General features: G+C 59.3%; 23 protein-coding genes and 1 pseudogene. 15 read left to right on the top strand and 9 right to left on the bottom strand.

The window, feature by feature from the left end; genetic code table 11:
* The first annotated feature begins 172 nt into the window (after window positions 1-172).
* Window positions 173-640, top strand: a complete 468-nt coding sequence (locus tag ACTJK9_RS12160; RefSeq protein WP_064598919.1) for a ferritin-like domain-containing protein — start codon at window positions 173-175, stop codon at window positions 638-640.
* Between the two features lie 70 nt (window positions 641-710).
* On the opposite strand, the gene ACTJK9_RS12155 is transcribed toward ACTJK9_RS12160, so the two are convergent.
* Both ACTJK9_RS12155 and ACTJK9_RS12150 read right to left on the bottom strand, forming a co-directional pair.
* Window positions 711-1,181, bottom strand: coding sequence for a MaoC family dehydratase (locus ACTJK9_RS12155; RefSeq protein ID WP_003227420.1), 471 nt, complete (start codon window positions 1,179-1,181; stop codon window positions 711-713).
* A 42-nt stretch (window positions 1,182-1,223) separates the two neighbouring features.
* Window positions 1,224-2,168, bottom strand: a complete 945-nt coding sequence (locus tag ACTJK9_RS12150) for a lysophospholipase (protein WP_440814037.1) — start codon at window positions 2,166-2,168, stop codon at window positions 1,224-1,226.
* 248 nt (window positions 2,169-2,416) lie between these two features.
* On the opposite strand from ACTJK9_RS12150, the gene fadD2 reads away from it, so the two are divergent.
* Both fadD2 and fadD1 read left to right on the top strand, forming a co-directional pair.
* Window positions 2,417-4,105, top strand: coding sequence for a long-chain-fatty-acid--CoA ligase FadD2 (gene fadD2 / locus ACTJK9_RS12145; protein WP_221397977.1), 1,689 nt, complete (start codon window positions 2,417-2,419; stop codon window positions 4,103-4,105).
* A 341-nt stretch (window positions 4,106-4,446) separates the two neighbouring features.
* Window positions 4,447-6,144, top strand: coding sequence for a long-chain-fatty-acid--CoA ligase FadD1 (fadD1, locus tag ACTJK9_RS12140; protein WP_074688296.1), 1,698 nt, complete (start codon window positions 4,447-4,449; stop codon window positions 6,142-6,144).
* Between the two features lie 164 nt (window positions 6,145-6,308).
* Here fadD1 and ACTJK9_RS12135 read toward each other — a convergent pair whose 3' ends face one another.
* Window positions 6,309-6,686 (bottom strand): hypothetical protein, encoded by a 378-nt coding sequence (locus ACTJK9_RS12135; RefSeq protein WP_007951149.1) that lies wholly within the window; start codon window positions 6,684-6,686, stop codon window positions 6,309-6,311.
* Between the two features lie 198 nt (window positions 6,687-6,884).
* Here ACTJK9_RS12135 and ACTJK9_RS12130 point away from each other — a divergent pair, with 198 nt between their 5' ends.
* The 3 genes from ACTJK9_RS12130 (at window position 6,885) to def (ending at window position 8,746) form a co-directional block, all read left to right on the top strand.
* Window positions 6,885-7,076 carry a CsbD family protein gene (locus tag ACTJK9_RS12130; protein ID WP_064598911.1) on the top strand — a complete coding sequence of 64 codons (192 nt, stop codon included), beginning with the start codon at window positions 6,885-6,887 and terminating at the stop codon, window positions 7,074-7,076.
* Between the two features lie 177 nt (window positions 7,077-7,253).
* The gene (locus ACTJK9_RS12125; RefSeq protein WP_039766115.1) at window positions 7,254-8,204 is read left to right on the top strand and encodes a YihY/virulence factor BrkB family protein; all 951 of its coding nucleotides are present in this window, start codon (window positions 7,254-7,256) and stop codon (window positions 8,202-8,204) included.
* 2 nt (window positions 8,205-8,206) lie between these two features.
* Entirely contained in the window at window positions 8,207-8,746 is a 540-nt protein-coding gene (gene def, locus ACTJK9_RS12120; RefSeq protein ID WP_440814032.1) for a peptide deformylase, read from the top strand.
* Here the strand turns inward: def and ACTJK9_RS12115 are convergent, their stop codons facing one another.
* Window positions 8,747-9,166: a GNAT family N-acetyltransferase gene (locus ACTJK9_RS12115; protein ID WP_085610778.1), complete on the bottom strand. Its 420-nt coding sequence runs from the start codon at window positions 9,164-9,166 to the stop codon at window positions 8,747-8,749. It lies immediately after the preceding gene.
* Between the two features lie 336 nt (window positions 9,167-9,502).
* Here ACTJK9_RS12115 and ACTJK9_RS12110 point away from each other — a divergent pair, with 336 nt between their 5' ends.
* The 6 genes and pseudogenes from ACTJK9_RS12110 to ACTJK9_RS12085 all read left to right on the top strand — a co-directional run bounded on the left by ACTJK9_RS12110 (window position 9,503) and on the right by ACTJK9_RS12085 (window position 14,783).
* The gene (locus tag ACTJK9_RS12110) at window positions 9,503-10,444 is read left to right on the top strand and encodes a fatty acid desaturase (RefSeq protein ID WP_440814028.1); all 942 of its coding nucleotides are present in this window, start codon (window positions 9,503-9,505) and stop codon (window positions 10,442-10,444) included.
* A 7-nt stretch (window positions 10,445-10,451) separates the two neighbouring features.
* A complete protein-coding gene (locus ACTJK9_RS12105) occupies window positions 10,452-11,243 on the top strand; it encodes a phosphate/phosphite/phosphonate ABC transporter substrate-binding protein (RefSeq protein WP_440814026.1) in 792 nt (263 codons plus the stop codon).
* 127 nt (window positions 11,244-11,370) lie between these two features.
* Window positions 11,371-11,916, top strand: a complete 546-nt coding sequence (locus tag ACTJK9_RS12100; RefSeq protein ID WP_085647325.1) for a sigma-70 family RNA polymerase sigma factor — start codon at window positions 11,371-11,373, stop codon at window positions 11,914-11,916.
* The gene (locus ACTJK9_RS12095; RefSeq protein ID WP_064598898.1) at window positions 11,913-12,926 is read left to right on the top strand and encodes an ABC transporter substrate-binding protein; all 1,014 of its coding nucleotides are present in this window, start codon (window positions 11,913-11,915) and stop codon (window positions 12,924-12,926) included. Before ACTJK9_RS12100 ends, ACTJK9_RS12095 begins: the two co-directional genes overlap by 4 nt.
* 537 nt (window positions 12,927-13,463) lie before the next feature.
* A pseudogene (locus ACTJK9_RS12090) lies at window positions 13,464-14,234 on the top strand (PAS domain-containing protein); the annotation flags it as partial.
* 9 nt (window positions 14,235-14,243) lie between these two features.
* On the top strand, window positions 14,244-14,783 hold the full coding sequence (locus ACTJK9_RS12085) for a methyl-accepting chemotaxis protein (RefSeq protein WP_371320920.1): 540 nt from the start codon (window positions 14,244-14,246) through the stop codon (window positions 14,781-14,783).
* A gap of 90 nt (window positions 14,784-14,873) precedes the next feature.
* Here the strand turns inward: ACTJK9_RS12085 and ACTJK9_RS12080 are convergent, their stop codons facing one another.
* From ACTJK9_RS12080 to ACTJK9_RS12065, 4 genes are all read right to left on the bottom strand, one after another.
* The gene (locus ACTJK9_RS12080) at window positions 14,874-15,242 is read right to left on the bottom strand and encodes a hypothetical protein (RefSeq protein WP_085610773.1); all 369 of its coding nucleotides are present in this window, start codon (window positions 15,240-15,242) and stop codon (window positions 14,874-14,876) included.
* 200 nt (window positions 15,243-15,442) lie between these two features.
* Window positions 15,443-16,009: a hypothetical protein gene (locus ACTJK9_RS12075; protein ID WP_085647327.1), complete on the bottom strand. Its 567-nt coding sequence runs from the start codon at window positions 16,007-16,009 to the stop codon at window positions 15,443-15,445.
* 153 nt (window positions 16,010-16,162) lie between these two features.
* Window positions 16,163-17,584: an MFS transporter gene (locus ACTJK9_RS12070; protein WP_440814021.1), complete on the bottom strand. Its 1,422-nt coding sequence runs from the start codon at window positions 17,582-17,584 to the stop codon at window positions 16,163-16,165.
* A gap of 125 nt (window positions 17,585-17,709) precedes the next feature.
* A complete protein-coding gene (locus ACTJK9_RS12065; protein WP_201816129.1) occupies window positions 17,710-18,150 on the bottom strand; it encodes a PACE efflux transporter in 441 nt (146 codons plus the stop codon).
* Between the two features lie 121 nt (window positions 18,151-18,271).
* Here ACTJK9_RS12065 and ACTJK9_RS12060 point away from each other — a divergent pair, with 121 nt between their 5' ends.
* Window positions 18,272-19,144 (top strand): LysR family transcriptional regulator, encoded by an 873-nt coding sequence (locus ACTJK9_RS12060; RefSeq protein WP_440814018.1) that lies wholly within the window; start codon window positions 18,272-18,274, stop codon window positions 19,142-19,144.
* Window position 19,145: 1 nt separating this feature from the next.
* On the opposite strand, the gene ACTJK9_RS12055 is transcribed toward ACTJK9_RS12060, so the two are convergent.
* Window positions 19,146-20,177: a LacI family DNA-binding transcriptional regulator gene (locus ACTJK9_RS12055; RefSeq protein ID WP_064598883.1), complete on the bottom strand. Its 1,032-nt coding sequence runs from the start codon at window positions 20,175-20,177 to the stop codon at window positions 19,146-19,148.
* Between the two features lie 216 nt (window positions 20,178-20,393).
* Between ACTJK9_RS12055 and ACTJK9_RS12050 the strand changes: the two genes are divergently transcribed.
* Window positions 20,394-20,927: a gluconokinase gene (locus ACTJK9_RS12050; RefSeq protein WP_064598881.1), complete on the top strand. Its 534-nt coding sequence runs from the start codon at window positions 20,394-20,396 to the stop codon at window positions 20,925-20,927.
* Between the two features lie 83 nt (window positions 20,928-21,010).
* A complete protein-coding gene (locus ACTJK9_RS12045; protein WP_085610768.1) occupies window positions 21,011-22,363 on the top strand; it encodes a GntP family permease in 1,353 nt (450 codons plus the stop codon).
* The last annotated feature ends 113 nt before the right edge of the window (window positions 22,364-22,476 follow it).

Raw genomic sequence — 22,476 nt, 5'->3', positions numbered from 1 at the left:
GAAAATACAGGCATTCTGCATGCAGGCCAAATGACAGATCATGCAAATAACAGGCATACAGATTTTCGTTTTATTTTTAAGTCATTGAAAATTAACGATTAATTTCTTTTCGAAAAGCTGGCACGACCACTGCAACACTCCTTGTATCTTTCACCACGCAAGGAATTGAAAAATGACTGACATGAATAAAGAAGCCATCTCCGTCCTCAACGACCTGATCGAAACCAGCAAGGACGGTCAGGAAGGCTTCAAGACCTGCGCTGAAGACATCAAGCACCCAGAACTGAAAGCCCTGTTCACCCAGCGCTCTGCCGATTGCGCCACGGCGGCGGCCGAGTTACAGGCGGCCGTGCGTTCGATGGGCGGCGATCCGGAAACCTCGACCAGCGTCAGCGGTGATCTGCACCGTCGCTGGGTCGACGTCAAAGCGATGTTCACCGGCAAGGACGAAGAGGCTGTGCTCAACGAAGCCGAGCGCGGTGAAGACCATGCGCTGAAGGCTTATCGTGAAGCGATCGAGAAGATCAACAAGCACAACCTGGTCGGCATTCGTGACCTGGTGGAGCGCCAGTACCACGGCGTGCAACGCAATCACGATCAGGTGAAGGCGCTGCGTAACCAGGCTCGCGCACGCTCGTAAGCGTTCGAAGCCCACAAAAAACGCCAGCTGGTCTGGCGTTTTTTTGTGTCCGGATTTAACCGGGGGACCATCAGCCGATGCTGATGGCCGGCAAGGTCGGCAAGGTAACGGTTTGCTGTTTACGCGGGGCCAGGATCTCGGCTTCGCCATCCACCACCAGCTCATCGCGCTGGTTGAATACGCGCGTGGCAATACGCACGCGGAATTTCGGCAGTTTCTCCAGAATCTCCAGACGTACTGTCAGGGTGTCGCCGATCTTCACCGGCTTCTGGAAGCTCATCTGCTGGCCAATATAAATGGTGCCCGGTCCAGGCAGCTCGCAAGCCACGGCCGCACTGATCAGCGCACCGCTGAACATGCCGTGGGCGATGCGTTCCTTGAACATGCTGGCGGCGGCGAACTCGGCGTCCAGGTGCACCGGGTTGTGGTCACCGGACATCGCGGCGAACAGCTGAATGTCGCGTTCCTCGACAGTCTTGCTGTAGCTCGCGGTCTGGCCCACTTCGAGGGCTTCGTAAGGGATGTTGGTAACCTGGGTCATGGGTCTGAATTCCTGTGACGGATGAAATGAATCCACAAAAAATTATTCGCTGCGGTGCGGCCGGCGATGGCTCAGGGCCTGGTCGATCCAGGCCAGCACATCGGCGGTCACTTCGTCGCGGTTGCTCTCGTTGAACAATTCGTGCCGCGCCTGCGGGTAGATCGTGAGTTGCAGGTTCTGGCTGCCGGCCGCGCGCAAGGCATTGGCCAGATCAGTCAGACGCTTGCCTTCGCTCACCGGATCACATTCGCCGCCGATCACCAGCAGCGGCAGGCCCGGATCAATCTGGGCGAGATTGGACGCTTTGCTGATTTGCTGCAACCCGCCGAGCAAGTCGATCCACATCTGATTGGTGCAGCGAAAGCCGCACAGCGGGTCGGTGGCGTACTTGTCGACCTCGGCCGGGTCGCGACTCAGCCAGTCAAATGCGGTGCGCGCCGGTTTGAATTTATTGTTGAACGAGCCGAACGACAGCCATTCGATCAGCGCGCTGCGACCCTTGGCGCCCTGGCGCAGCTTTTCAAACCGGGCGATCTGCCGGGCCGCGCGGTACAGCGCAACCGGCTGGAAATTCGAGCCGCTGAGAATCGCGCCATGCAGGCTGGCGCTGTGATGCAGTAAATAAGCCTGGGCAATGTAACTGCCCATGCTGTGCCCGAGCAGCACGATCGGAACCCCTGGATGACGCTGGCCGAGGAACTGGTTGAGGCTCGCGATATCTCCAACCACCTTGCACCAGCCGTCGTCATCGGCGAAATGCCCGAGCGTCCCATGATCGGCGGTTTTGCCATGGCCACGCTGGTCAAGAGCGTACACACCGTAGCCTTCGGCGCAGAACGCCTCTGCCAGCCGAGCGTAGCGGGCGCTGTGTTCCGCCATGCCGTGGGCCAGCAGAATCACCGCTTTCAGCGGCGCGTTCGGCAGCCACAGGTTGACGAAGAGGCGGCTGCGGTCACTCGCGTCCAGCCAGAAGGTGTCGTGGATCATGGCGATTCCTTTTGCGGCCTGTTTTTGCTCAAGCGTCGTGCAGAGGTTGCATTGTATAGCGCGTCCGATCAGCTCACGCCACGGCAGGAAGATTCACACGATCAATGACGACCTTGCCCATATTTGCCTGATTGACCATAGCTGCTAGTGTCCGTGAAGCCCCGCTTTTTGCTCTCGGCTTTTTCAGGGACAGAAAGAAATGACAGCGAAGCGGCCCCGGATCGGCTCAGGTAAAGAGGACAAGAACAATGCAACCTGATTTCTGGAATGACAAACGCCCGGCGGGCGTACCCCTGGACATCGACGCGGGTGAATTCAAGTCGGTGATCGAGGTGTTCGAGCGTTCCTGCAAGAAGTTCGCTGATCGCCCGGCGTTCAGCAACATGGGCGTGACCCTGACCTACGCCGAGCTGGAGCGCCAGAGCGCCGCGTTCGCCGGTTATCTGCAAGCCCACACCGATCTGGCGCCGGGGGATCGCATCGCGGTGCAGATGCCCAACGTCCTGCATTATCCGATTGCCGTGTTCGGCGCGTTGCGCGCCGGGCTGATCGTGGTCAACACCAACCCGCTGTATACCGCGCGGGAAATGCGCCACCAGTTCAAGGACTCCGGCGCCCGGGCGCTGGTGTACCTGAACATGTTCGGCCAGAAGGTCCAGGAAGTGCTGCCGGACACCGACATCCAGTATCTGATCGAAGCGAAGATGGGCGACCTGATGCCCACCGCCAAGGGCTGGCTGGTCAACACTGTGGTCAGCAAAGTGAAGAAGATGGTGCCGGCGTATTCGCTGCCCCAGGCGATTTCCTTCAAGAGCGCGTTGCGCATGGGTCGGGGCCTGGGCATCAAGCCGTTGAAGGTCGGCCTGGATGACATCGCCGTCCTGCAATACACCGGCGGCACCACCGGCCTGGCCAAGGGCGCGATGCTCACCCACGGCAATCTGGTGGCGAACATGCAGCAGGTGCGCGCCTGCCTTGGTCAGTTTGGCAGCGACGGCCAGCCGCTGTTGCGCGAAGGGCAGGAGGTGATGATTGCGCCGCTGCCGCTTTACCACATCTATGCGTTCACCGCGAATTGCATGTGCATGATGGTGTCGGGCAACCACAACGTACTGATCACCAACCCGCGTGACATCGGCGGCTTCATCAAGGAGCTGAAGAACTGGAAGTTCTCGGCGCTGCTGGGGCTCAACACGCTGTTTGTCGCGCTGATGGATCATCCGGACTTCAAGACCCTGGATTTCTCCACCCTCAAGCTCACCAACTCCGGCGGCACCGCGCTGGTCAAGGCCACCGCCGAGCGTTGGGAGCAGATCACCGGTTGCCGGATTACCGAAGGTTACGGCCTGACCGAAACCTCGCCGGTGGCCTGCACCAACCCGTACGGCGAGCTGTCGCGGATCGGCACGGTCGGTCTGCCGGTGCCGGGCACTTTGTTGAAAGTCATCAACGACGACGGCGTCGAGCAGCCGCTGGGCGAGCGCGGCGAGTTGTGCATCAAGGGCCCGCAGATCATGAAGGGCTACTGGAACAAGCCCGAGGCCACCGCCGAAGTGCTGGATGCCGAGGGCTGGTTCAAGTCCGGCGACATTGCAGTCATCGACCCGGACGGTTTCGTGCGTATCGTCGACCGCAAGAAAGACATGATCATCGTCTCCGGTTTCAACGTGTACCCGAACGAAATCGAAGACGTGGTGATGGCCCACCCGAAAGTTGCCAACTGCGCAGTGATCGGCGTGCCGGACGAGCGTTCCGGCGAGGCGGTGAAGCTGTTTGTGGTGGCGCGGGAAACTGGAGTCAGCCTGGAAGAGCTGAAGGCCTACTGCAAAGAAAATTTCACCGCTTACAAGGTGCCAAAACACATCGTGCTGCGTGAGTCGTTGCCGATGACGCCTGTCGGGAAAATTCTGCGCAGAGAGTTACGCGATATCGCATAAAAGAATTGCGCTTCACTCTAATCGCGAGCGGGCTCGCTCCCACAGGANTGAACCTGTGGAAGCGAGCCCGCTCGCGATTTTTTTGTTTCAAGCCCCCGAAAACCGGGACTTTCAAGGTGCTATAGGATTTTTGCTCTAAAATGACTGCCAGTAGTTCTTGAGTCATTAAAATGACTGTAGGGGCCGCTTTTGGCTCTAGTCGACCTTTGGCAAAGCTGCTACTCTCGGCGCGCTTTGTGACTTCTCGGCCTTGTAAAAAGCCAGACTCACCAATAAACAAACACCAATAATAATCGCATCAAATGCGGTGCTGAATTCGCGTTGCTGAGGAGTGGGCTTCCATGATCGAAGACTTTTGGAAGGATAAGTACCCCGCTGGAATTGCTGCCGACATCAATCCAGACGAGTACCCGAATATTCAGGCAGTGTTGAAGCAATCCTGCCAACGCTTCGCCGACAAACCGGCGTTCAGCAACCTGGGCAAGACCATCACCTACGGTGAACTGTACGAATTGTCCGGTGCGTTTGCCGCTTATCTGCAACAGCATACCGATTTGCAGCCCGGTGATCGAATCGCCGTGCAACTGCCCAACGTGCTGCAGTACCCGGTCGCCGTCTTCGGTGCCATCCGTGCCGGGCTGATCGTGGTCAACACCAACCCGCTGTACACCGCGCGGGAAATGGAACACCAATTCAACGACTCCGGTGCCAAGGCGCTGGTGTGCCTGGCGAACATGGCGCACCTGGCCGAAGCCGTGGTGCCGAAAACCGGCGTCAAACACGTCATCGTCACCGAAGTCGCCGACCTGCTGCCGCCGATCAAGCGCCTGCTGATCAACAGCGTCATCAAGTACGTGAAGAAAATGGTTCCAGCCTATCACCTGCCAAAAGCCGTCAAGTTCAACGACGTGCTGAGCAAGGGCCAGGGCCAGCCGGTGGCAGAAGCCAACCCGGACAGCGGCGACGTCGCGGTGCTGCAATACACCGGCGGCACCACCGGCGTGGCCAAGGGCGCGATGCTCACCCATCGCAACCTCGTCGCCAACATGCTGCAGTGCAAGGCGCTGATGGGCTCCAACCTTAATGAAGGTTGCGAGATCCTGATCACGCCACTGCCGCTGTACCACATCTATGCATTCACCTTTCATTGCATGGCGATGATGCTGATCGGTAACCACAACATCCTGATCAGCAACCCGCGCGACCTGCCGGCAATGGTCAAGGAACTCTCGAAGTGGAAGTTCAGCGGCTTCGTCGGCCTCAACACGCTGTTCGTGGCCCTGTGCAACAACGAAGGTTTCCGCAAGCTGGATTTCTCGGCGCTGAAAGTCACCCTGTCCGGCGGCATGGCCCTGCAACTGGCCGCAGCCGAGCGCTGGAAAGCGGTCACCGGTTGCCCGATCTGCGAAGGTTACGGCATGACCGAAACCAGCCCGGTGGCCACGGTCAACCCGATCCAGAACATCCAGATCGGCACCATCGGCATTCCGGTGCCGTCGACCCTGTGCAAAGTCATTGACGACGCCGGTGTCGAGCAGCCGCTGGGCGAAATCGGCGAGCTGTGCGTCAAGGGCCCGCAAGTGATGAAGGGCTACTGGCAGCGCCAGGAAGCCACCGATGAAATGCTCGACAGCGAAGGCTGGCTGAAGACCGGCGACATCGCGCTGATCCAGCCGGACGGCTACATGCGCATCGTCGATCGCAAGAAAGACATGATTCTGGTGTCCGGTTTCAACGTGTATCCGAACGAACTGGAAGACGTGCTGGCGGCCCTGCCGGGCGTGTTGCAGTGCGCAGCCATCGGCGTTCCGGACGAAAAATCCGGCGAGGCGATCAAGATCTTCATCGTCGCCAAACCGGGTGTCACCCTGACCAAGGAACAGGTGATGGAGCACATGCGCGCCAACGTCACCGGCTACAAGGTGCCGCGTTCCGTGGAGTTCCGCGATGCGTTGCCGACCACCAACGTCGGCAAGATCCTGCGTCGCGAACTGCGTGACGAAGAGCTGAAGAAGATCAAGGCGAAGAACGCCGCGTAAAACAGGAAGCCCGCAGATGCGGGGCTTTTTGTTAGTGCAGGTTGTAGATTTGTAGTGACTGTGAGGTCGCTTTCGCGAGCAAGCCCGCTCCCACATTCAACCGCGTTCCTCCAATTGGAATACAGGCGAATGTGGGAGCGGGCTTGCTCGCGAAGCTTTTTCTGCTACTGGCGGAACGGCGCGAAGTTCACGTTGGTGCCCGCCGGGCGCATGTCCTGCAGGTACGAGTCCTTGTCGGCGCTCAGTTCCAGGCTCAGGGCCGCCTTGCGTTTGCCTTCGTTGCGGATCACCAGGCCTTCGAGTTTCTCGCGCAGGAACACGGTCGGCACTTTCAGATGCAACAGTTCGTCGGTGGCCGGGGTGTGCATCAACAGGTGGATCCACTCGTACTGACCGATCGCCAGGCGCGACACCGGCAGGTCGAACCACCAGATGTTGCGGTTACGGTTCAGTTCGGCGAAGTGGCAGTTGTTGGTGCCGAGCACGGCACCGCCCAATTCCTGGTTGCGACGGGCGATGGCCTGCTTTTTATCGAGTTTCATAACATTCCTGCGGGGTCGGTTCTGTGGCGCCTGGCGCCCTTTTGATGGGCATTCTCGGGGGTACGCTCGTAAACATAAAGCCCAACCTGCACACCGCGACGAAATGAAGCCCTGAAAATAAATGAAACTTGGCGCAAACCGGGTCAGTCAATCATTACGTACTGACTTTCCCCCGTTAATGTTCCAAGGAGAATCACCATGGGTAGCACGAGCGATAAAGTGAAAGGCATGGCCAACGAAGCGGTCGGCAACGTCAAGCAAGGTGTCGGTAAAGCCACCGATAACACCAAACTGCAGGCCGAAGGCAAAGTGCAAGAGAAGAAAGGCGAGGCCCAGCAAGCGGTGGGCAAAGCCAAGGATGCGGTCAAGAAAGGCGTCGACAAGGCCTGATCAGGCCTTGAACGAAACAGCGAAGCGGCCATCCAAGGATGGCCGTTTTCGTATCCCGCTCACATGCGGTCAAGGAACACAGTGTTTCAAAGTCGCCAAGTAAGCTACTTTGATGAGAGAAAAACGGCCCCTGAGTCGCCACGACTTCAACCTGTTTTGCGGCGAAAGGAGACGCGAATGATTTTCCCCGACATGAAAGGTCTGCCCCTGCACCGGGTGATGGTGCGCACGGTCACCGAATTCGTCGACGACGAGATGTCGACCTACGCCTCGGCACTGGCCTACCAGATGCTGTTCTCGCTGTTCCCGTTCATTCTGTTTCTGATTGCCCTGATCGGTTTCCTGCACCTGCCGGACTTCTTCTCCTGGCTGCGCCTGCAATCGGAGCTGGTGTTGCCGCCCCAGGCGCTGGAGCAGGTCAACCCGGTGATCGATCAACTGCAGCAATCCAAGGGCGGCCTGCTTTCGGTGGGTATCGTCATCGCCCTGTACACCGCGTCTGCCGGCGTGCGCCTGATGATGAGCGCGATGAACGCCGCCTACGACGTGGTCGAGGGGCGGCCCCTGTGGAAGCGCTTTCCGCTGTCGATCATCTACACCGTCGGCATCGCCGGCATGTTGCTGGTGGCCGCAGCGCTGATGGTGCTCGGCCCGCAGGTGATGGGCTGGATCGCCGCGCAGGTCGGGCTCGAAGAAGTCATCGTCACCCTGTGGACCATCGCCCGCTGGCCGGTGATCGTGATCCTGATGATGGTGGCCGTGGCGCTGATCTACTACGTGATGCCCGACGTCAAACAGGAATTCCGTTTCATCACCCCCGGCTCGGTGCTGGCGGTGGTGGTGTGGATCATCGCGTCCCTGGGCTTCGCGTTCTACGTCAAGACGTTCGCCAACTACAACGCCATGTATGGCAGCATCGGTGCAATCATCGTGCTGTTGCTGTATTTCTACATTTCCGCCGCCGTGTTGTTGCTCGGTGCGGAGATGAATGCGGTGATCGAACACATGTCCAGCGAGGGCAAGGATTCGGGCGAGAAAGTCCCCGGCGAACTCGATGAACATCCCAAACAACACGTTTCCGGCCTCGGGCGCGATCACTCGCTCAAGCCGAACACTGACGAAGCCTGATCATGATCCGTGAAATCCTGAAGATGGGCGATGACCGCCTGTTGCGCATCGCCCCGCCAGTGCCCGCCGAAATGCTCGACAGTCCCGAGCTGTGGCAATTGATCGACGACATGTTCCAGACCATGGAAAGCGTCGGCGGCGTCGGTCTCGCCGCGCCGCAGATCGGTGTCGATCTGCAACTGGTGATCTTCGGTTTCGAGCACAGCGAGCGTTATCCGGACGCCGAAGCAGTGTCGCAGACGATCCTGATCAACCCGCTGATCACGCCGCTCAGTCCGCTGATGGAAGAGGGCTTCGAAGGCTGCCTGTCGGTGCCGGGCCTGCGGGGCGCGGTGGATCGATACCAGCGGATCCTTTACGAAGGCGTCGACCCCAAGGGTGGGCCGATCTCGCGGGAGGCCTCAGGGTTCCATGCGCGGGTGGTACAGCATGAATGCGATCACCTGATCGGGCGGCTGTACCCGTCGCGCATTACCGATTTCAGCAAGTTCGGTTTTACCGAAGTGATGTTTCCGGATCTCGATCCCAACGCTGACGACTGACTAGCCCGCGCGCGGTGCCAGTTCCATGGCAATCATCGGCTTGCTCCGCGCATACCGGCTCAAGCGTTCGGCCATGGCCTGGGGCAGGGCGGGGTCGAAGGTGAAGCTGCGCCGCTCGTAGAATCCGCGCAAGTCCGGGTGGCAGAACAACCACACCGGCCCCTCGACGTCCTTCACCGCTTCGGCAATCAGCTGTGCGGCAATGCCTTGCTCACGGCAGGCCGGATCGACGAACAACCCGGTCAACCAATGTCCGCCGAACACCGGCCGCAGGCACAGCGCCGCCACGATTTCCTCCCGCCGCGCCACCCACAATTGCGCCTCGCGCACGGCTTTCATCGACGATTGATGCTGGCGGTAGAACTTGTTCATCAACGGCCAGGAGAGGTCGTCGAGCTGGCTGTAACGGATGTCGGTCATGAATCGGACTGCCGGTGCAAAAGCCGCGGATTATAAAACAACGTGCCCGCCGGGATAGGTGTATACCTGATCTCACATCCCCTCTGAGTGGAGTACGCATCATGTCCAAAGGTATGGATTCGAAGAAAGCCGCGAAGAAGAAACCAGCCAAGACCGCCATCGAAAAACGCCACGAGAAGAGGGCGAAAAAAGTCGACATCTTTGGCCATTGATCACGCCGTTCGGGAGCCCGGATCCGGGCTCCTGTCTTGCCTTGAAAACAGCCCGCAAAAATAATCTGCAAGATTTCCCGTTGGTGTTGCACAGAACGATCAGACCCTCGTTCCGAGCCACGCCATGCCCCACTATTTCGACGATGCCCATCGCCTACAGATCGAAACCCTGCGCCAGCGCTTCACCGCCCGCACCGAGTGGCCGACCTGGCTGCTGCTGATTGGCGTATATGGTGGCTGGTTCGCGATTGTGCTGGGCAGCGAATGGCTCGGCGTCTGGTGGAGCACGCTGCTGCTGATTCCGTTACTGGTGCTGTGGCTGTCGGTGCAGCACGAATTGCTTCACGGTCATCCGACGCGCTGGACCTTCGTCAACAAAATCCTCGGCTATGCGCCGTTTGCGGTGTGGTATCCCTACACGCTCTATCGCGACAGCCATTTGCAGCACCATCGCGATGAAGACCTGACGATTCCCGGCGTCGATCCCGAAAGCCGTTACTTGAGTGCCGAGCGCTGGCAGGGCCGTTCGTTGTTCGAACGCAGCCTGCACTGGCTGAACAAAACCGTATTGGGCCGATTCATTCTTGGCGCGCCGCTGGCGTTGCTGGCGCTGGCCGGTGAAGAACTGCAACGTCTGAAAAGCGGCGAGCGCCAGGCCTGGCTGATGTGGTTGACCCACGGCGCCCTGACCGTGCTGATGCTTTTTTTCATCGCCCGCTACAGCGTGTTGCCGGTGTGGCATTACCTGTTTTTGATCAGCGTCCCGGCGCTGTCGATCGCGATGGTTCGCTCCTACTATGAACACCGACCGCACACGCAACCGGAGCAGCGCACGGTGCTCAACGAAGCCGGATGGCCGTGGCGCTGGCTGTTCCTGAACCTGAATTTCCATCTGGTGCATCACGACTTGCCGAAGCTTTCGTGGTACGACTTGCCCGAGGCCTACCGCATGCGCCGGGAACAGTGGGTGGCGCGCAGCGGCGGGTTTCTGGTGCAAGGTTATGGGCAACTGTGGCGCCGGCACGGCATCAAGCCGGTCGACAGCCCGCAGCATCCGTTTATTTGAGGCGACCATGACGTCAGGTTACGCAGAACTGTTGATGTACATCGCACCCGAGCCGATTCGCGCGGCGAACGAGCAGTGGCTGGCGCGGATTCTCGAACACCTCGGCCGTTCGCGGCTCGATGCCGACGGCTTGTCGTTGCTTGAACTTTGGCGCTCGCCTGATTTGTTGCTGACCCAGACCTGCGGCTATCCGCTGATGACCGCGCTGCGTGGGCAGGTCAGGATTGTCGGTCGTCCGCGTTACGAATTGCCTGACGCCACTGCCGGCAATCATTGCAGCCTGATCCTCACCCGTGCCGATGATCCGCGCCGCAATCTGGCGGAGTTCTTCGACAGTCGCGGGGTGATCAACAGCGAGGACTCCAACAGCGGCATGAACCTGTTGCGTCAGCGTTTGGCGCCGCTGCTTCGGGACGGTCAGTTTTTCGCCTCTGTGGGCATCAGTGGCGGGCATCGCGAAAGCCTGCGCTGGTTGCGCGAAGACCGCGCCGATCTGGCGGCCATCGACAGCGTGACCTTTGCGTATCTGGCGCAATACGCCGCCGCAGAGGTCAGCGGCTTGCGGGTGGTGGCACGCAGTGCGTTCAGCCCGACCTTGCCCTTCATCACCGCTGCCAGCACGACGGACGAACAGATTGAACACCTGCGCCGGGCGATGAATCGCAGCCTTCAAGACCTGCCCGATGTGGCCCGCATCCTCGGTTTGCCCGAAGTCCTGCCCGCCAGTGAAAGTGATTACCTCGTCCTGCTGGATTATCAGCGCGAGGCCGAAGAACTGGGTTATGGCCGCTTGCGCTAGCAGTCTCTTGTAATTCACTAATGGAATATAAAAATTCTTTTTAAGTATTTTTAACGCATAAGGCGCCTTGCTAGGATCGCGCCACCGGACGACCGGACATTCAGCGACCCTTGACCAAGGAGCCCCCATGTCCGGCGCCGACTCATCCCATCGCAATCATGTGCACACGTTGTTTGGCGACCATTACCAGTGGTTGTGCACACGTCTGCGTCGGCAATCGAATGATGCGGCCACCGCCGAAGACATCGCCGCCGAAACCTTCGCGCAACTGCTCGAATCGCCGGGCCTGACCGCCATCCGTGAACCCCGCGCCTTGCTCACCACCATCGCCCAACGCCTGCTGTACGAGCGCTGGCGGCGGCGTGATCTGGAGCGTCGGCATTTGCATCAGCTTCATCAGGGTGACTTCGATCACCCGCCGTCTCCCGAAGAACTCGCCGACCTGTCGCAGAGCCTCAAGCACCTGGACCGGACGCTCCAGCGCCTGCCGGGCAAAGTCCGTTCGACCTTCCTGCTGGCGCGAATCGACGGCCTGACCTACCCGCAAATCGCCGCTGAACTGGGTATCTCCCAACGTTCGGTGAGCCTGTACATGACCCGCTCCCAGGCCTTGTGCAACCGCCACAGCGCCAACCAAACCCTGATTTCCTCCCAGAACAAGAGGTCCGCATGAGATCGCTCAAAACCCTGCTCGGCAGTTCGCTGCTGGCCCTGACCCTGACCGCCGGCCACGCCGTGGCAGCGGAAAAAACCGCGCCGATCCACTTCGGTGACATCACCTGGGAAAGCGGCAGTTTCATCACCGAAGTGCTGCGCCTGATCGTCGAGAAAGGCTACGGCTACCCGACCGACACCCTGCCGGGCAGCACCGTCAGCCTGGAGGCGGCGCTGGCGAAAAACGACATTCAGGTGATCGGCGAAGAGTGGGCAGGGCGTAGTCCCGCGTGGGTCAAGGCTGCCGCCGAGGGCAAGGTGTTTGGCCTCGGCGACACGGTGAAGGGCGCCACCGAAGGCTGGTGGGTGCCGGAATACGTGATCAAGGGCGACCCGGAGCGCGGGATCAAACCGCTGGCGCCGGAACTGAAATCCGTGGCCGATCTGCCGCGCTACAAGGATGTGTTCAAGGACCCGGAAGACCCGAGCCGCGGGCGCTTCCTCAACAGCCCGACCGGCTGGACCTCTGAAATCGTCAACAGCCAGAAACTCAAGGCGTATGCGTTGAACGACAGTTACGTCAACTTCCGCACCGGCTCCGGCGCGGCGCTGGATGCCGAGGTGGCGTCGTCGATCAAGCGGGGCAAACCGGTGCTGTTCTACTACTGGTCGCCGACGCCGCTGCTCGGTCGCTTCAAACTGGTGAAGCTGGAAGAGCCACCGTTCGACGCCGAAGCCTGGAAAACCCTGGCCGATGCCAACAACCCCAATCCGAGAGGCACCCGTTCGATGCCGGCGAGCCTGGCGATTGGCGTGTCGGCGCCGTTCAAGGCGCAGTATCCGGAGCTGGTGACGTTCTTTGAAAAGGTCGACTTGCCGATCGATCTGTTGAACCAGACCCTGGCCGGGATGAGCGAGAAGCGCCAGCAACCACGCCAGGTTGCCGAGGCGTTCCTGCGCGATCAACCGCAAGTGTGGAAGCCTTGGGTGCCGGGTGATGTGGCGAACAAGGTGAGTGGGAGTCTGTAGTTCTTTCCGATATTTCTGTAGTGCTGCACCGACGCCATCGCGGGCAAGCCCGCTCCCANCCCGCGATGGCGTCCGACCGGCAAAAACGTTTTTGCGCTGAACCGTTTCTTGTCCGCTTCCTGTCCGAACTCCCGCATTACTGGCCGACTAGTGGCCTTGCGCAAGGCCTTGCGCTGTCTATGCTCATTCATAACTAACTATGTCGACCGCCATTCAAAGCGCTCCGACGGCAATCGGTTAGCCGTGAACAAAGCTGCCAGAGTGCGCAATCCAAGGCACCGACACTTGACCGACAAGGAGCTGTTTTTTAAATGGAAGTTCTTCTGCATGTTAGGAATGGCCCGCCTGCGGGCTATCAAGAAAAGGATGTCTTGATTAGAGCGTCGCTGCATGGACTCTTTGATTAGTCATCGTTTATCACCTGACAACTTCCTCCCGTGGAGGAAGGCGTGTGCCTGTTCTGTGGAACGTAGTGGTGGATTCTGAAAGACCTGAACTTTCATCAAATCAAAAGAACGCGCGGAAGGTGATAGAGACATGTTCAACCTACATCACAAGGCTGATCTGCAGGAAATCGAACGTTTCAGCTGTGCCCTGACCGAAGCCAACGCCAAGCTGGCGGCGATCAGCCGTTCGATGGCAATGATCGAATTCACCCCCGAGGGCATCGTTCTGGATGCCAATGACAACTTCTGCAAGACCATGGGCTACAGCGCCGATGAAGTGCGTGGCAAACACCACCGGATCTTTTGTGAAGAGGAGTTTTACCGCAGCGAGGAATACGCCAAATTGTGGCGTGACCTGGCCCGGGGCGAACCCATCAGCGGCACTTTCCTGCGTTTGAACAAAAGCGGTCGGGAGATCTGGCTCGAAGCCAGTTACATGCCGGTGTATGGCCCGGACAAACAGGTCCGAAGTGTGATCAAAGTGGCGGCGGACATCACCGCGCGAGTGAACAAGGAGAAGGAAGAGGAGAGCATGCTGGCCGCCATCGGTCGCTCTATGGCGGTGATCGAGTTCACCCCGGAAGGCAATGTGATCACGGCCAACGACAACTTTCTCAAAACCATGCAGTACTCGCTCAACGAAATCGTCGGCCATCACCACAGTCTGTTCTGTCACCGGGTCGAAGCCGAATCCGCGCAATACAAGGCGTTCTGGGCTTCGCTCAATCGCGGCGAATATCACTCGCACCGCTTCGAGCGCAAGAACAAGTCCGGGCAGACCGTTTACCTCGAAGCTTCTTACAACCCGCTGTTCGACGCCAAGGGCCGGTTGTACAAAGTGGTGAAGTTCGCCAGCGACATCACCCACCAGATGACTACCTTACAGACTGCTGCGGAATCGGCTCACAGCACCTCGGTACAAAACGACGCCTGTGCGCAAAAAGGCTCACAGGTCGTGCAGCAAACGGTGCAGATCATTCAGGACATTTCCCGCGACCTCAACGAAGCGGCGCTGAGCATCGATGCGGTCAGCAAACAGTCGGACATCATCGGCACCATCGTTCAGACCATTCGCGGCATTGCCGATCAGACCAACCTGCTGGCGCTCAACGCCGCCATTGAAGCGGCGCGGGCGGGTGAGCACGGGCGGGGTTTTGCCGTGGTGGCGGACGAGGTGCGCAGCCTCGCGGCGCGGACCAGTCAGGCAACCCTGGAGATCGTTGATGTGGTGCGCAAGAACCACGAGTTGTCATTGAGCGCAGTGTCGAGCATGCAGTCGAGCCTGAGCCGCACCGGGCTCGGGGTGGAACTGGCGAACGAGGCGGGGGATGCGATTCGGGAGATTCAGCAGGGCTCGCGGCATGTGGTGGATGCGATCAGCCAGTTCAACGAGACGTTGCAGCTAAATTAATTAAGTCTGCGAGTGATGGTAATGCCGCTCGTTCAGTAAGCCTCGATTAGAATCAAGGGCTCTGGCAACATTCAGAGCCCTTGATGCTTGTTACAGTAGGTCATACGTTCCGTCAAACTCTCCCTCTAACTTCAAGAGCCGGCCTATGCCATCGTAATAGTACACAGTGAAAGTCGCAGTGTGATGAGCGAAAGTAGGATCAACTGTCAACCTTACCTCCCCGTCGCAATGGTATCCCAGATATGTCATGAGGCCATTGTGGCCCGTCCCCACCCGGATGGTGTTGAGGCCCTCCGAGATCGGGACGCCATAAACGATGACCACATTGCCGACTGGTGCGTAGGCAAGGAACTGATCAACGGTGAATTCGATACGCTCCGAATCATAGTCCTTTCCCAAGTCCACGTTGTTGAAGAAACTCTTTGCTTTTAAATGACCAACGAAACCATCCCTTCTCATGATGAACTCCTGCTCAGCGTCATTAATCTTTGTGTAGATGCATGGCAGCTACCAGCTCGATTAAACGGATCTGATCTGACGATGGCTACTGTCATATCTGACAGGTAAGTCGTTCTTTCCGATGAGTGGTCAAGGTGGTGTGCGAGACAAACACCGGGAAACAGAGCAGACAGTACTCGATTGAGTACTGTCTACGGGTATTAAAGTGAGGCGAGGAACTTGTCAGCCGACTCGTCGCTGATCTTCGCCGAGTTGGCGTCTTGCTTGTTCTGCTTCTCGGCTTCGGCCAGCTTCATCTTGTCCTGCAGACGCTCGGCGATCTCTTTGCCGATTGCCAGTTGTTTCTCCGGCGGCATGGCTTTGATGTCGTCCTCGGTCAGGCCCATTTCCTGGAGGATACTGTCGCGCAGACGCTGTTCCGGCGTTTTGCTCATGTAGTCCTTGAACTCATCCATAGCCGATGAGCCCGTGGATTTGGTCTGCGAAGAATCGGAGGTTTGCAGAGCGACACGGGTCTTGGCGAACGCCTCGTCGACGTTGTCGCTGATGCGCGTGGCTTCGCTGACTTGCTGGGTCGCCAGTTGCGTGGCCGATTCCTGCACCTTGGCGGTGGCTTCGGCGGTTTGCGCCTGGGCCTGGTTTTGCAGGGTTTGCAGCATCGCGCCGTGCAGGCCGCCTTGCAGTCCGGCTGCGGCGGTGGCGGTTGCATCGTCATTCAGCTGCTTGGGTAGATGAATGATTTGTTGTTGTTTTGCACTGACCAACATGATGAATGAACCTGTAGGTAATGACTGTCAGCCCTAGGCAGCAATTACCGTGCCTGTTGAATAAATTAATATTTATCAATGGCTTGTCGTTTTTCGTGAACAGGTAAAGCGGTCATCCCTTGCCGGTGGGCGGCAGAGGATGACCGTTGTCCGTCAGCGATGGGCAATGTTTTCCAGCGCCAGGTTTCGGGTGCGGGGGCCGAAATAGCCGATGGTCAGCATCACGATCAGCATGCTGGCGACGATGAACGCCAACACGCCCGGTGTGCCGAAGTGGTCGAGGAACAGACCGATCAACAGGCTGCTGAATACCGTCGACAAGCGACTGAACGAATAGCAGAAGCCCACCGCCCGGGCGCGGATGTTGGTGGGGAACAGCTCGCTCTGATAGGAGTGATAACTGAAGCTCAGCCAGGCGTTGCAGAAGGTAATCATCACGCCGCAAAAGATCAGGCCGAAGGCGCTGGTCTGCAACGCGAACAGGGTGCCGAAGGTCATGGCGCCGAGGGCCGAGCCGACGATCTGCCACTTGTTCTCGAAACGGTTGGCGAATTTGACGAACAGCAGCGGGCCGAGGGGGTAGGCGAGGGTGATGATGAACGCGTACATCAGGCTGTGAGTGACGCTGACGCCCTGACCGGAAAGCAACGCCGGCAGCCAGTTGCCGAAGCCGAAGAAACCGATCGCCTGGAAAATGTGAAAGACGATCAGCATCAACGCGCGGCGGCGATAGGGCGGTTGCCAGATATCGGCGAAACGGCCCTTGCCTTCGACATCGACGGCTACCGCTTCCGGTGCATCCAATGGCTTGCGGTGATCCTTCTCGCAGCGCGCCTCGATGTTATCGAGAATCCGGTTCGCCTCATCGAAGCGGCCATGCTGCGCCAGCCAGCGCGGCGACTCCGGCAGACGTTTGCGCAGCCACCAGATGAACAGTGCAAACACCGCGCTCGCCAACACCACCCAACGCCAGCCGGACACCCCGAACGGCGCTTGCGGCACCAGCCACCAGGACATCAACGCCACTGCCGGCACCGACAGGAACTGCACGAAAAATGCGAAGGCAAACGCCGAACTGCGCATGCGCTTGGGCACCAGTTCCGAGAGGTAGGCGTCGATGGTCACCAGTTCGATGCCGAGGCCGATGCCCACCAGAAAACGCATGCAGATGATCCCCAACGCCGAACTCTGCACGCCCATCAGTACCGTGGCCACGGTGTACCAGACCAGCGCGAAGGTGAAGATCGCCCGCCGACCGAACCGATCGGCCATCGGGCTCAGCAGACTGGCGCCGAGAAACAAACCGAGGAACGTCGCCGAGGCGAACGCAGCCTGATCGGAGAAACCGAACACGCCCTGATTGCCGGTGGCGAAGATGCCATCGCGGATCAGGCCGGGGCTGATGTAGGCGGTCTGGAACAGGTCGTAGAGTTCGAAAAAACCACCGATCGACAGCAGCGCCACCAGCCCCCAGAGGGTGGCGACTGCCGGGAGGCGGTCGATGCGGGCGGAGATCTCGGCGGCGCGTATCGGGTCGATGCCGTCGCATTGCGCGGCGGGGGCGTTTGCAGTCATGGGCTGATCCATTTTTTATTGATGGAAAAGCTTAGCCTGCTATCGGAAATCAAGGATTGTTTATATCGGCGGTTGGCACGGGAAAACCGCCGATTTCTTGCAATATTCGCTTACCAATTAACGATTTATGTCGCGGGCTGCGGATCCGGCAATGCCGAGGCCGGAAGGCCGAACACCTTATCGAACAGCCAGTTGAACGCGAAGGTGTAGCAAGGGATGAACACGATCAGCGCCAGGTCCAGCAAAAAGGCCTGCACCAGACTGATGTTCATCCACCAGGCGATCAGTGGAATCAGGAACACGATCAGCGTCAGCTGGAAGCCGACGGCGTGGGCAATGCGCCGTTTCACCGTGCGGGTTCGCGACACTTGGCGGCTTTCCCAGCGCTCGAACAGCGAGGTGTAAATGAAATTCCAAGTCACGGCGATGCTGGTAATGATCACTGCCAGCGGGCCAGTGCTGCCGGGCGAGGTGCCGGACAACAAGGCCAGGCCAAGGGCCGAGAAGGTCATGCCGATCACTTCATAGAGCGACACATAGACCAGTTTGCGTTTGACGCCTTGCATGGGGAATTGCCTCTTTCTTGCGACTTGTGGCCAGTGGGACTGGCGAAGGCGACGAAAGATAGCTTCAATAGAGGTGACAGAAAAAGTCAGTAGCTTTCAGTTTTATTGATAGGTGTGAGACGTGAATTTCAACAGTGAAAGCATCGAGCTGTTTCTTGCCGTGATTGAGCGGGGCTCGTTTTCCGCCGCAGCCAGGGCATTGGGCAAAGTCCCGTCGGCGGTGAGCATGGCCATCGGCAATCTGGAGGCCGAACTCGGTTACTCGCTGTTTGATCGCAGCCATCGAGAACCGCAGCCCACTGCGATGGCGCTGTCGCTGGTACCCCATGCGCGGCTGATCGCCGATCAGCTCAAGCAATTGCAGGTACATGCAGTGCAGTTGTCGCTGGGGCTGGAGAGCAAGTTGTCGATCGGCGTGGCGGCGGATATCGACCGCCGACGGTTGCTGACAGCGATCAAGGACCTCAGCGAGCGTCATCCGCTGCTCGACATCGAAGTGCTGACTGCGCCGCAGGATGATGTGCTGGCAATGCTTCACAGTGGCCGGGTCAGCGTGTGCCTGGCGTTCGCCGGGTTGAGCGTGAATGTGCTGGAACGGTTTCAGTTCGTCGGCAGTGAGCGAATGATCGCCACGCTGGCGGCGGATAGCCCGCTGTTGCAGGGACAGGATCTGTTTCTCGAGGATCTGGTGCATGTGCGGCAGATCGTCGTCGGCAGTCGTGATTTGCCGATCAGCGAAACCCGGCCGCTGGTGGCCGAATCCCACTGGCGCACCGACAACCTGGAAACGGCGCTGGAGATGGTCGAGGCAGGGTTGGGCTGGGGCAATTTTCCGCTGTCGGTGGTGCAGCCCTGGCTTGAAAGCGGACGGCTGAAACGGCTGAATTTCCGCAACATCGAAAACGGCCTGGTGCTGCCGGTGCATGCGGTATGGCTCAAGAGCCAGCCGTTGCAGAAGGGCGCGCTGGCTCTGGTGGAGTTGCTGGGCGGTTGAGTCAGGTGCTCTCGCGGATTTTGAGTTCGAAGCCCATGTCTTCCACCGGCCGCGCCACGCTGTTGCCGGCCATCAGCGTCAGCATCTGTTCCGCTGCACGCTTGCCGATCGCTTCTCGGGGCGTGTTGATGCTGCTCAGGCGCGGCACCATGTGTTCCGACATCGGCAGGTCGTTGAAGCCGAGGATCGCCACTTGCTCGGGGATCTTGATCCGGTTGCGCAGCGCTTCAAGCAATGCGCCCTGAGCGAGGTCGTCATTGCCGAAGAAGATCGCATCGACATCCGGATGCGCCGCCAGCAATTGCAGGAACAACTCGCCACCCAGACCTACGGACGATGAACGCGGGGTCAGCACTTCCAGATCCGGATCGTAGCGACCGGCCTTCTGTAGCGCTTTGCGAAAGCCTTCACCGCGCAGCAGGGTGCGCTGATCGAGCTGCGCACCGATGTACGCCAGGCGCTTGCGGCCACGGGACAGCAAATGTTCGGCAGCCGTTTCGCCGGCGCTGAGCTGCGAGAAGCCGACGCAGTTCACCCCGGCGGCGCTGTCCAGTTCCATCATGTACACGCAGGGAATGTTGCTGGCCTCGATCATCCGCCGCGAACTTTCGGTGCGGTCGAAACCGGTCAGCAGCAAACCGCGTGGCTGATAGGCCATGTAGTTGCGCAGCAGGTTTTCTTCTTCATCGCGGGAATAGTGGAAGTTGCCGATCAGCACTTCGAAGCCTTTGGGCGTCAGTACCCGATGAATGGCTTCCAGGGTGTCGATGAATAAAAGGTTGGACAGCGAAGGCACCAGAACCACCACCGAATGGCTCTGGGCCGAGGCCAGGGCGCGGGCGGCGGGGTTGACCACGTAGTTGAGTTCCAGCGCGGCTTTCTGGACTTTTTCCACCAGTTCGGTGGCAACCGTGCTGACCCCACGCAGGGCGCGGGAAGCGGTAATCGGGCTGACGCCGGCCAGACGGGCGACTTCATTAAGGGTGGGACGGCCGGTGGTGCGGGTGTTTTTATCGTTTTTAGGGGTGGTCATCGGGCGGCTTGCCAAACAAAAATCAAGGCACTAAGGTAGCGCTGTCCTTATGCAGCTGCAAATGCGTAAGCGAGGTCCTGCCTGATCCTCGCTTTTTGGCGTACGGACAAAACCTGCTGCAACCCAAAAAAACGACAAGAAGGCGTCGGCAACTTCTGCCTGTGCACTAGAGTCATAGCTAGCAAAGGTAGCGCTGTCTGCGCGCTGAGGTGTTACATGAATCATCCCATCACCGCCCTGGTCATCATGGGCGTTGCCGGTTGCGGCAAGACGTGCGTCAGCGAGGCCCTGTGCCAATTGAGCGGCGCCACTGCCATTGAAGGCGATACTTTCCATCCGGCCGCGAACATCGAAAAGATGAGCGCGGGGATCCCCCTGAACGACGAAGACCGTGCCGGCTGGCTCGACAGCCTGTGCGATGAGCTGCGTCGCGTCGATGCCCTGGGCGAACGCCCGGTGCTGACTTGCTCGGCCCTCAAACACAGTTATCGCGAAGTGCTGCGCAGCGCCTTGCCGGGCCTGGGTTTCGTGTTCCTCGAATTGACGCCTGAAGTCGCCGCCGAACGTGTGTCCCACCGTCCGGGCCACTTCATGCCGGCCACCTTGATCGAAAGCCAGTTCGCCACCCTCGAGTCGCCCAAGGGCGAGCCGCTGACCCTGGCCCTGAATGCTTCGATCCACAGCGTTGAAGAATTGGCGTCGCAAGCCCACGTCTGGTGGCAGGCCCATGGCCTGAAACAGGCGGTATGAGTGTGATTGCGAAGATAGCGCTGTCCATGCGACTTCTGATTAACCCGCTTTAATAACAACAACAAACCAGGAGACACCCCCTCATGTTTGGCATGTCCCATGACGCCTACCTGCTGCTCGATGCAGTGGTTACGGTGATCGGACTCATCGTCCTGATCACCAAATTCAAGATTCACCCCTTCATTGCCCTGACCATCGCCGCCGCGTTCCTCGGCCTGACCTCCGGCATGCCGATCGGCACCATCATCAAGGCGTTCCAGGACGGCTTCGGTGGCGTGCTCGGTTTCGTCGGCATCATCCTCGCGCTGGGTACGATGCTCGGCAAGATGATGGCCGAATCCGGCGGTGCCGATCAGATCGCCCAGACCCTGATCCGCGCCTTCGGCAAGGACAAGGTTCAGTGGGCGATGATGTTCGCCGCGTTCCTGGTGGGCATTCCGCTGTTCTTCGAAATCGGCTTCGTGCTGCTGATTCCGCTGGTGTTCATCGTGGCTCGCCGCACCGGTGTGTCGATCATCAAGATCGGTATCCCGCTGCTCGCCGGCCTGTCCGCCGTGCACGGTCTGGTGCCGCCGCACCCGGGCCCGCTGCTGGCCATCGGCGTGTTCGGTGCCGACATCGGCAAGACCATTCTTTACGGTCTGATCGTCGCACTGCCGACCGCCATCATCGCCGGTCCGATCTTCGGTACGTTCATCGCCAAGCACATTCCGGGTCATCCGAACCAGGAACTGGTCGATCAACTGGCCCGTGAAAACGATTCGGCCAATCTGCCGAGCTTCAGCATCACCCTGGTCACCGTGCTGCTGCCGGTGTTCCTGATGCTGCTGAAAACCTTCGCTGACGTGGCGCTGCCGGACGGTCATTTCTTCCGCACCTGGATGGACATGATCGGTCACCCGATTTCGGCACTGTTGCTGGCATTGCTGCTGTCGCTGTACACCTTCGGTCACAAGCAGGGCATCGGTTCTCAGCAGATGCTCAAATGGCTCGACGCGAGCCTGGCGCCGACTGCCGCGATCATCCTGATCATCGGTGCCGGCGGTGGCTTCAAGCAGATGCTGGTGACCAGCGGCGTGGGCGACGTGATCGGCCACATGGCGGTCAGCGCGCAGATCTCGCCGATCCTGCTGGCGTGGCTGGTGGCGGCGGTGATCCGCATCGCGACGGGTTCGGCTACTGTGGCGACCATCACTGGCGCGGGCATCGTGGTGCCGGTGGTGGGGATGATCCCGGGCGTGAACCGTGAGCTGCTGGTGCTGGCCACCGGTGCCGGTTCGCTGATCCTGTCCCACGTCAACGACGCCGGTTTCTGGCTGGTGAAGCAGTACTTCAACATGACCGTGGCCGAGACCTTCAAGACCTGGACGGCGATGGAAACCATCCTGTCGGTGGTGGGTCTGGGCTTTATTCTGTTGTTGTCGCTGTTCGTTTAACCTCGAACGCAAGACACAAAAAAACCGCAGCGATGCGGTTTTTTTGTGGGTGATCAATTTACGGGCTGGACAACCCAACCCTGTGGGAGCGGGCTTGCCCGCGAAGGCGTCAT

It is taken from the genome of Pseudomonas sp. 22082 (genome assembly GCF_052046055.1).
Lineage (GTDB): Bacteria > Pseudomonadota > Gammaproteobacteria > Pseudomonadales > Pseudomonadaceae > Aquipseudomonas > Aquipseudomonas pharyngis.
This window is presented reverse-complemented; position numbering and strand designations above follow the sequence as displayed.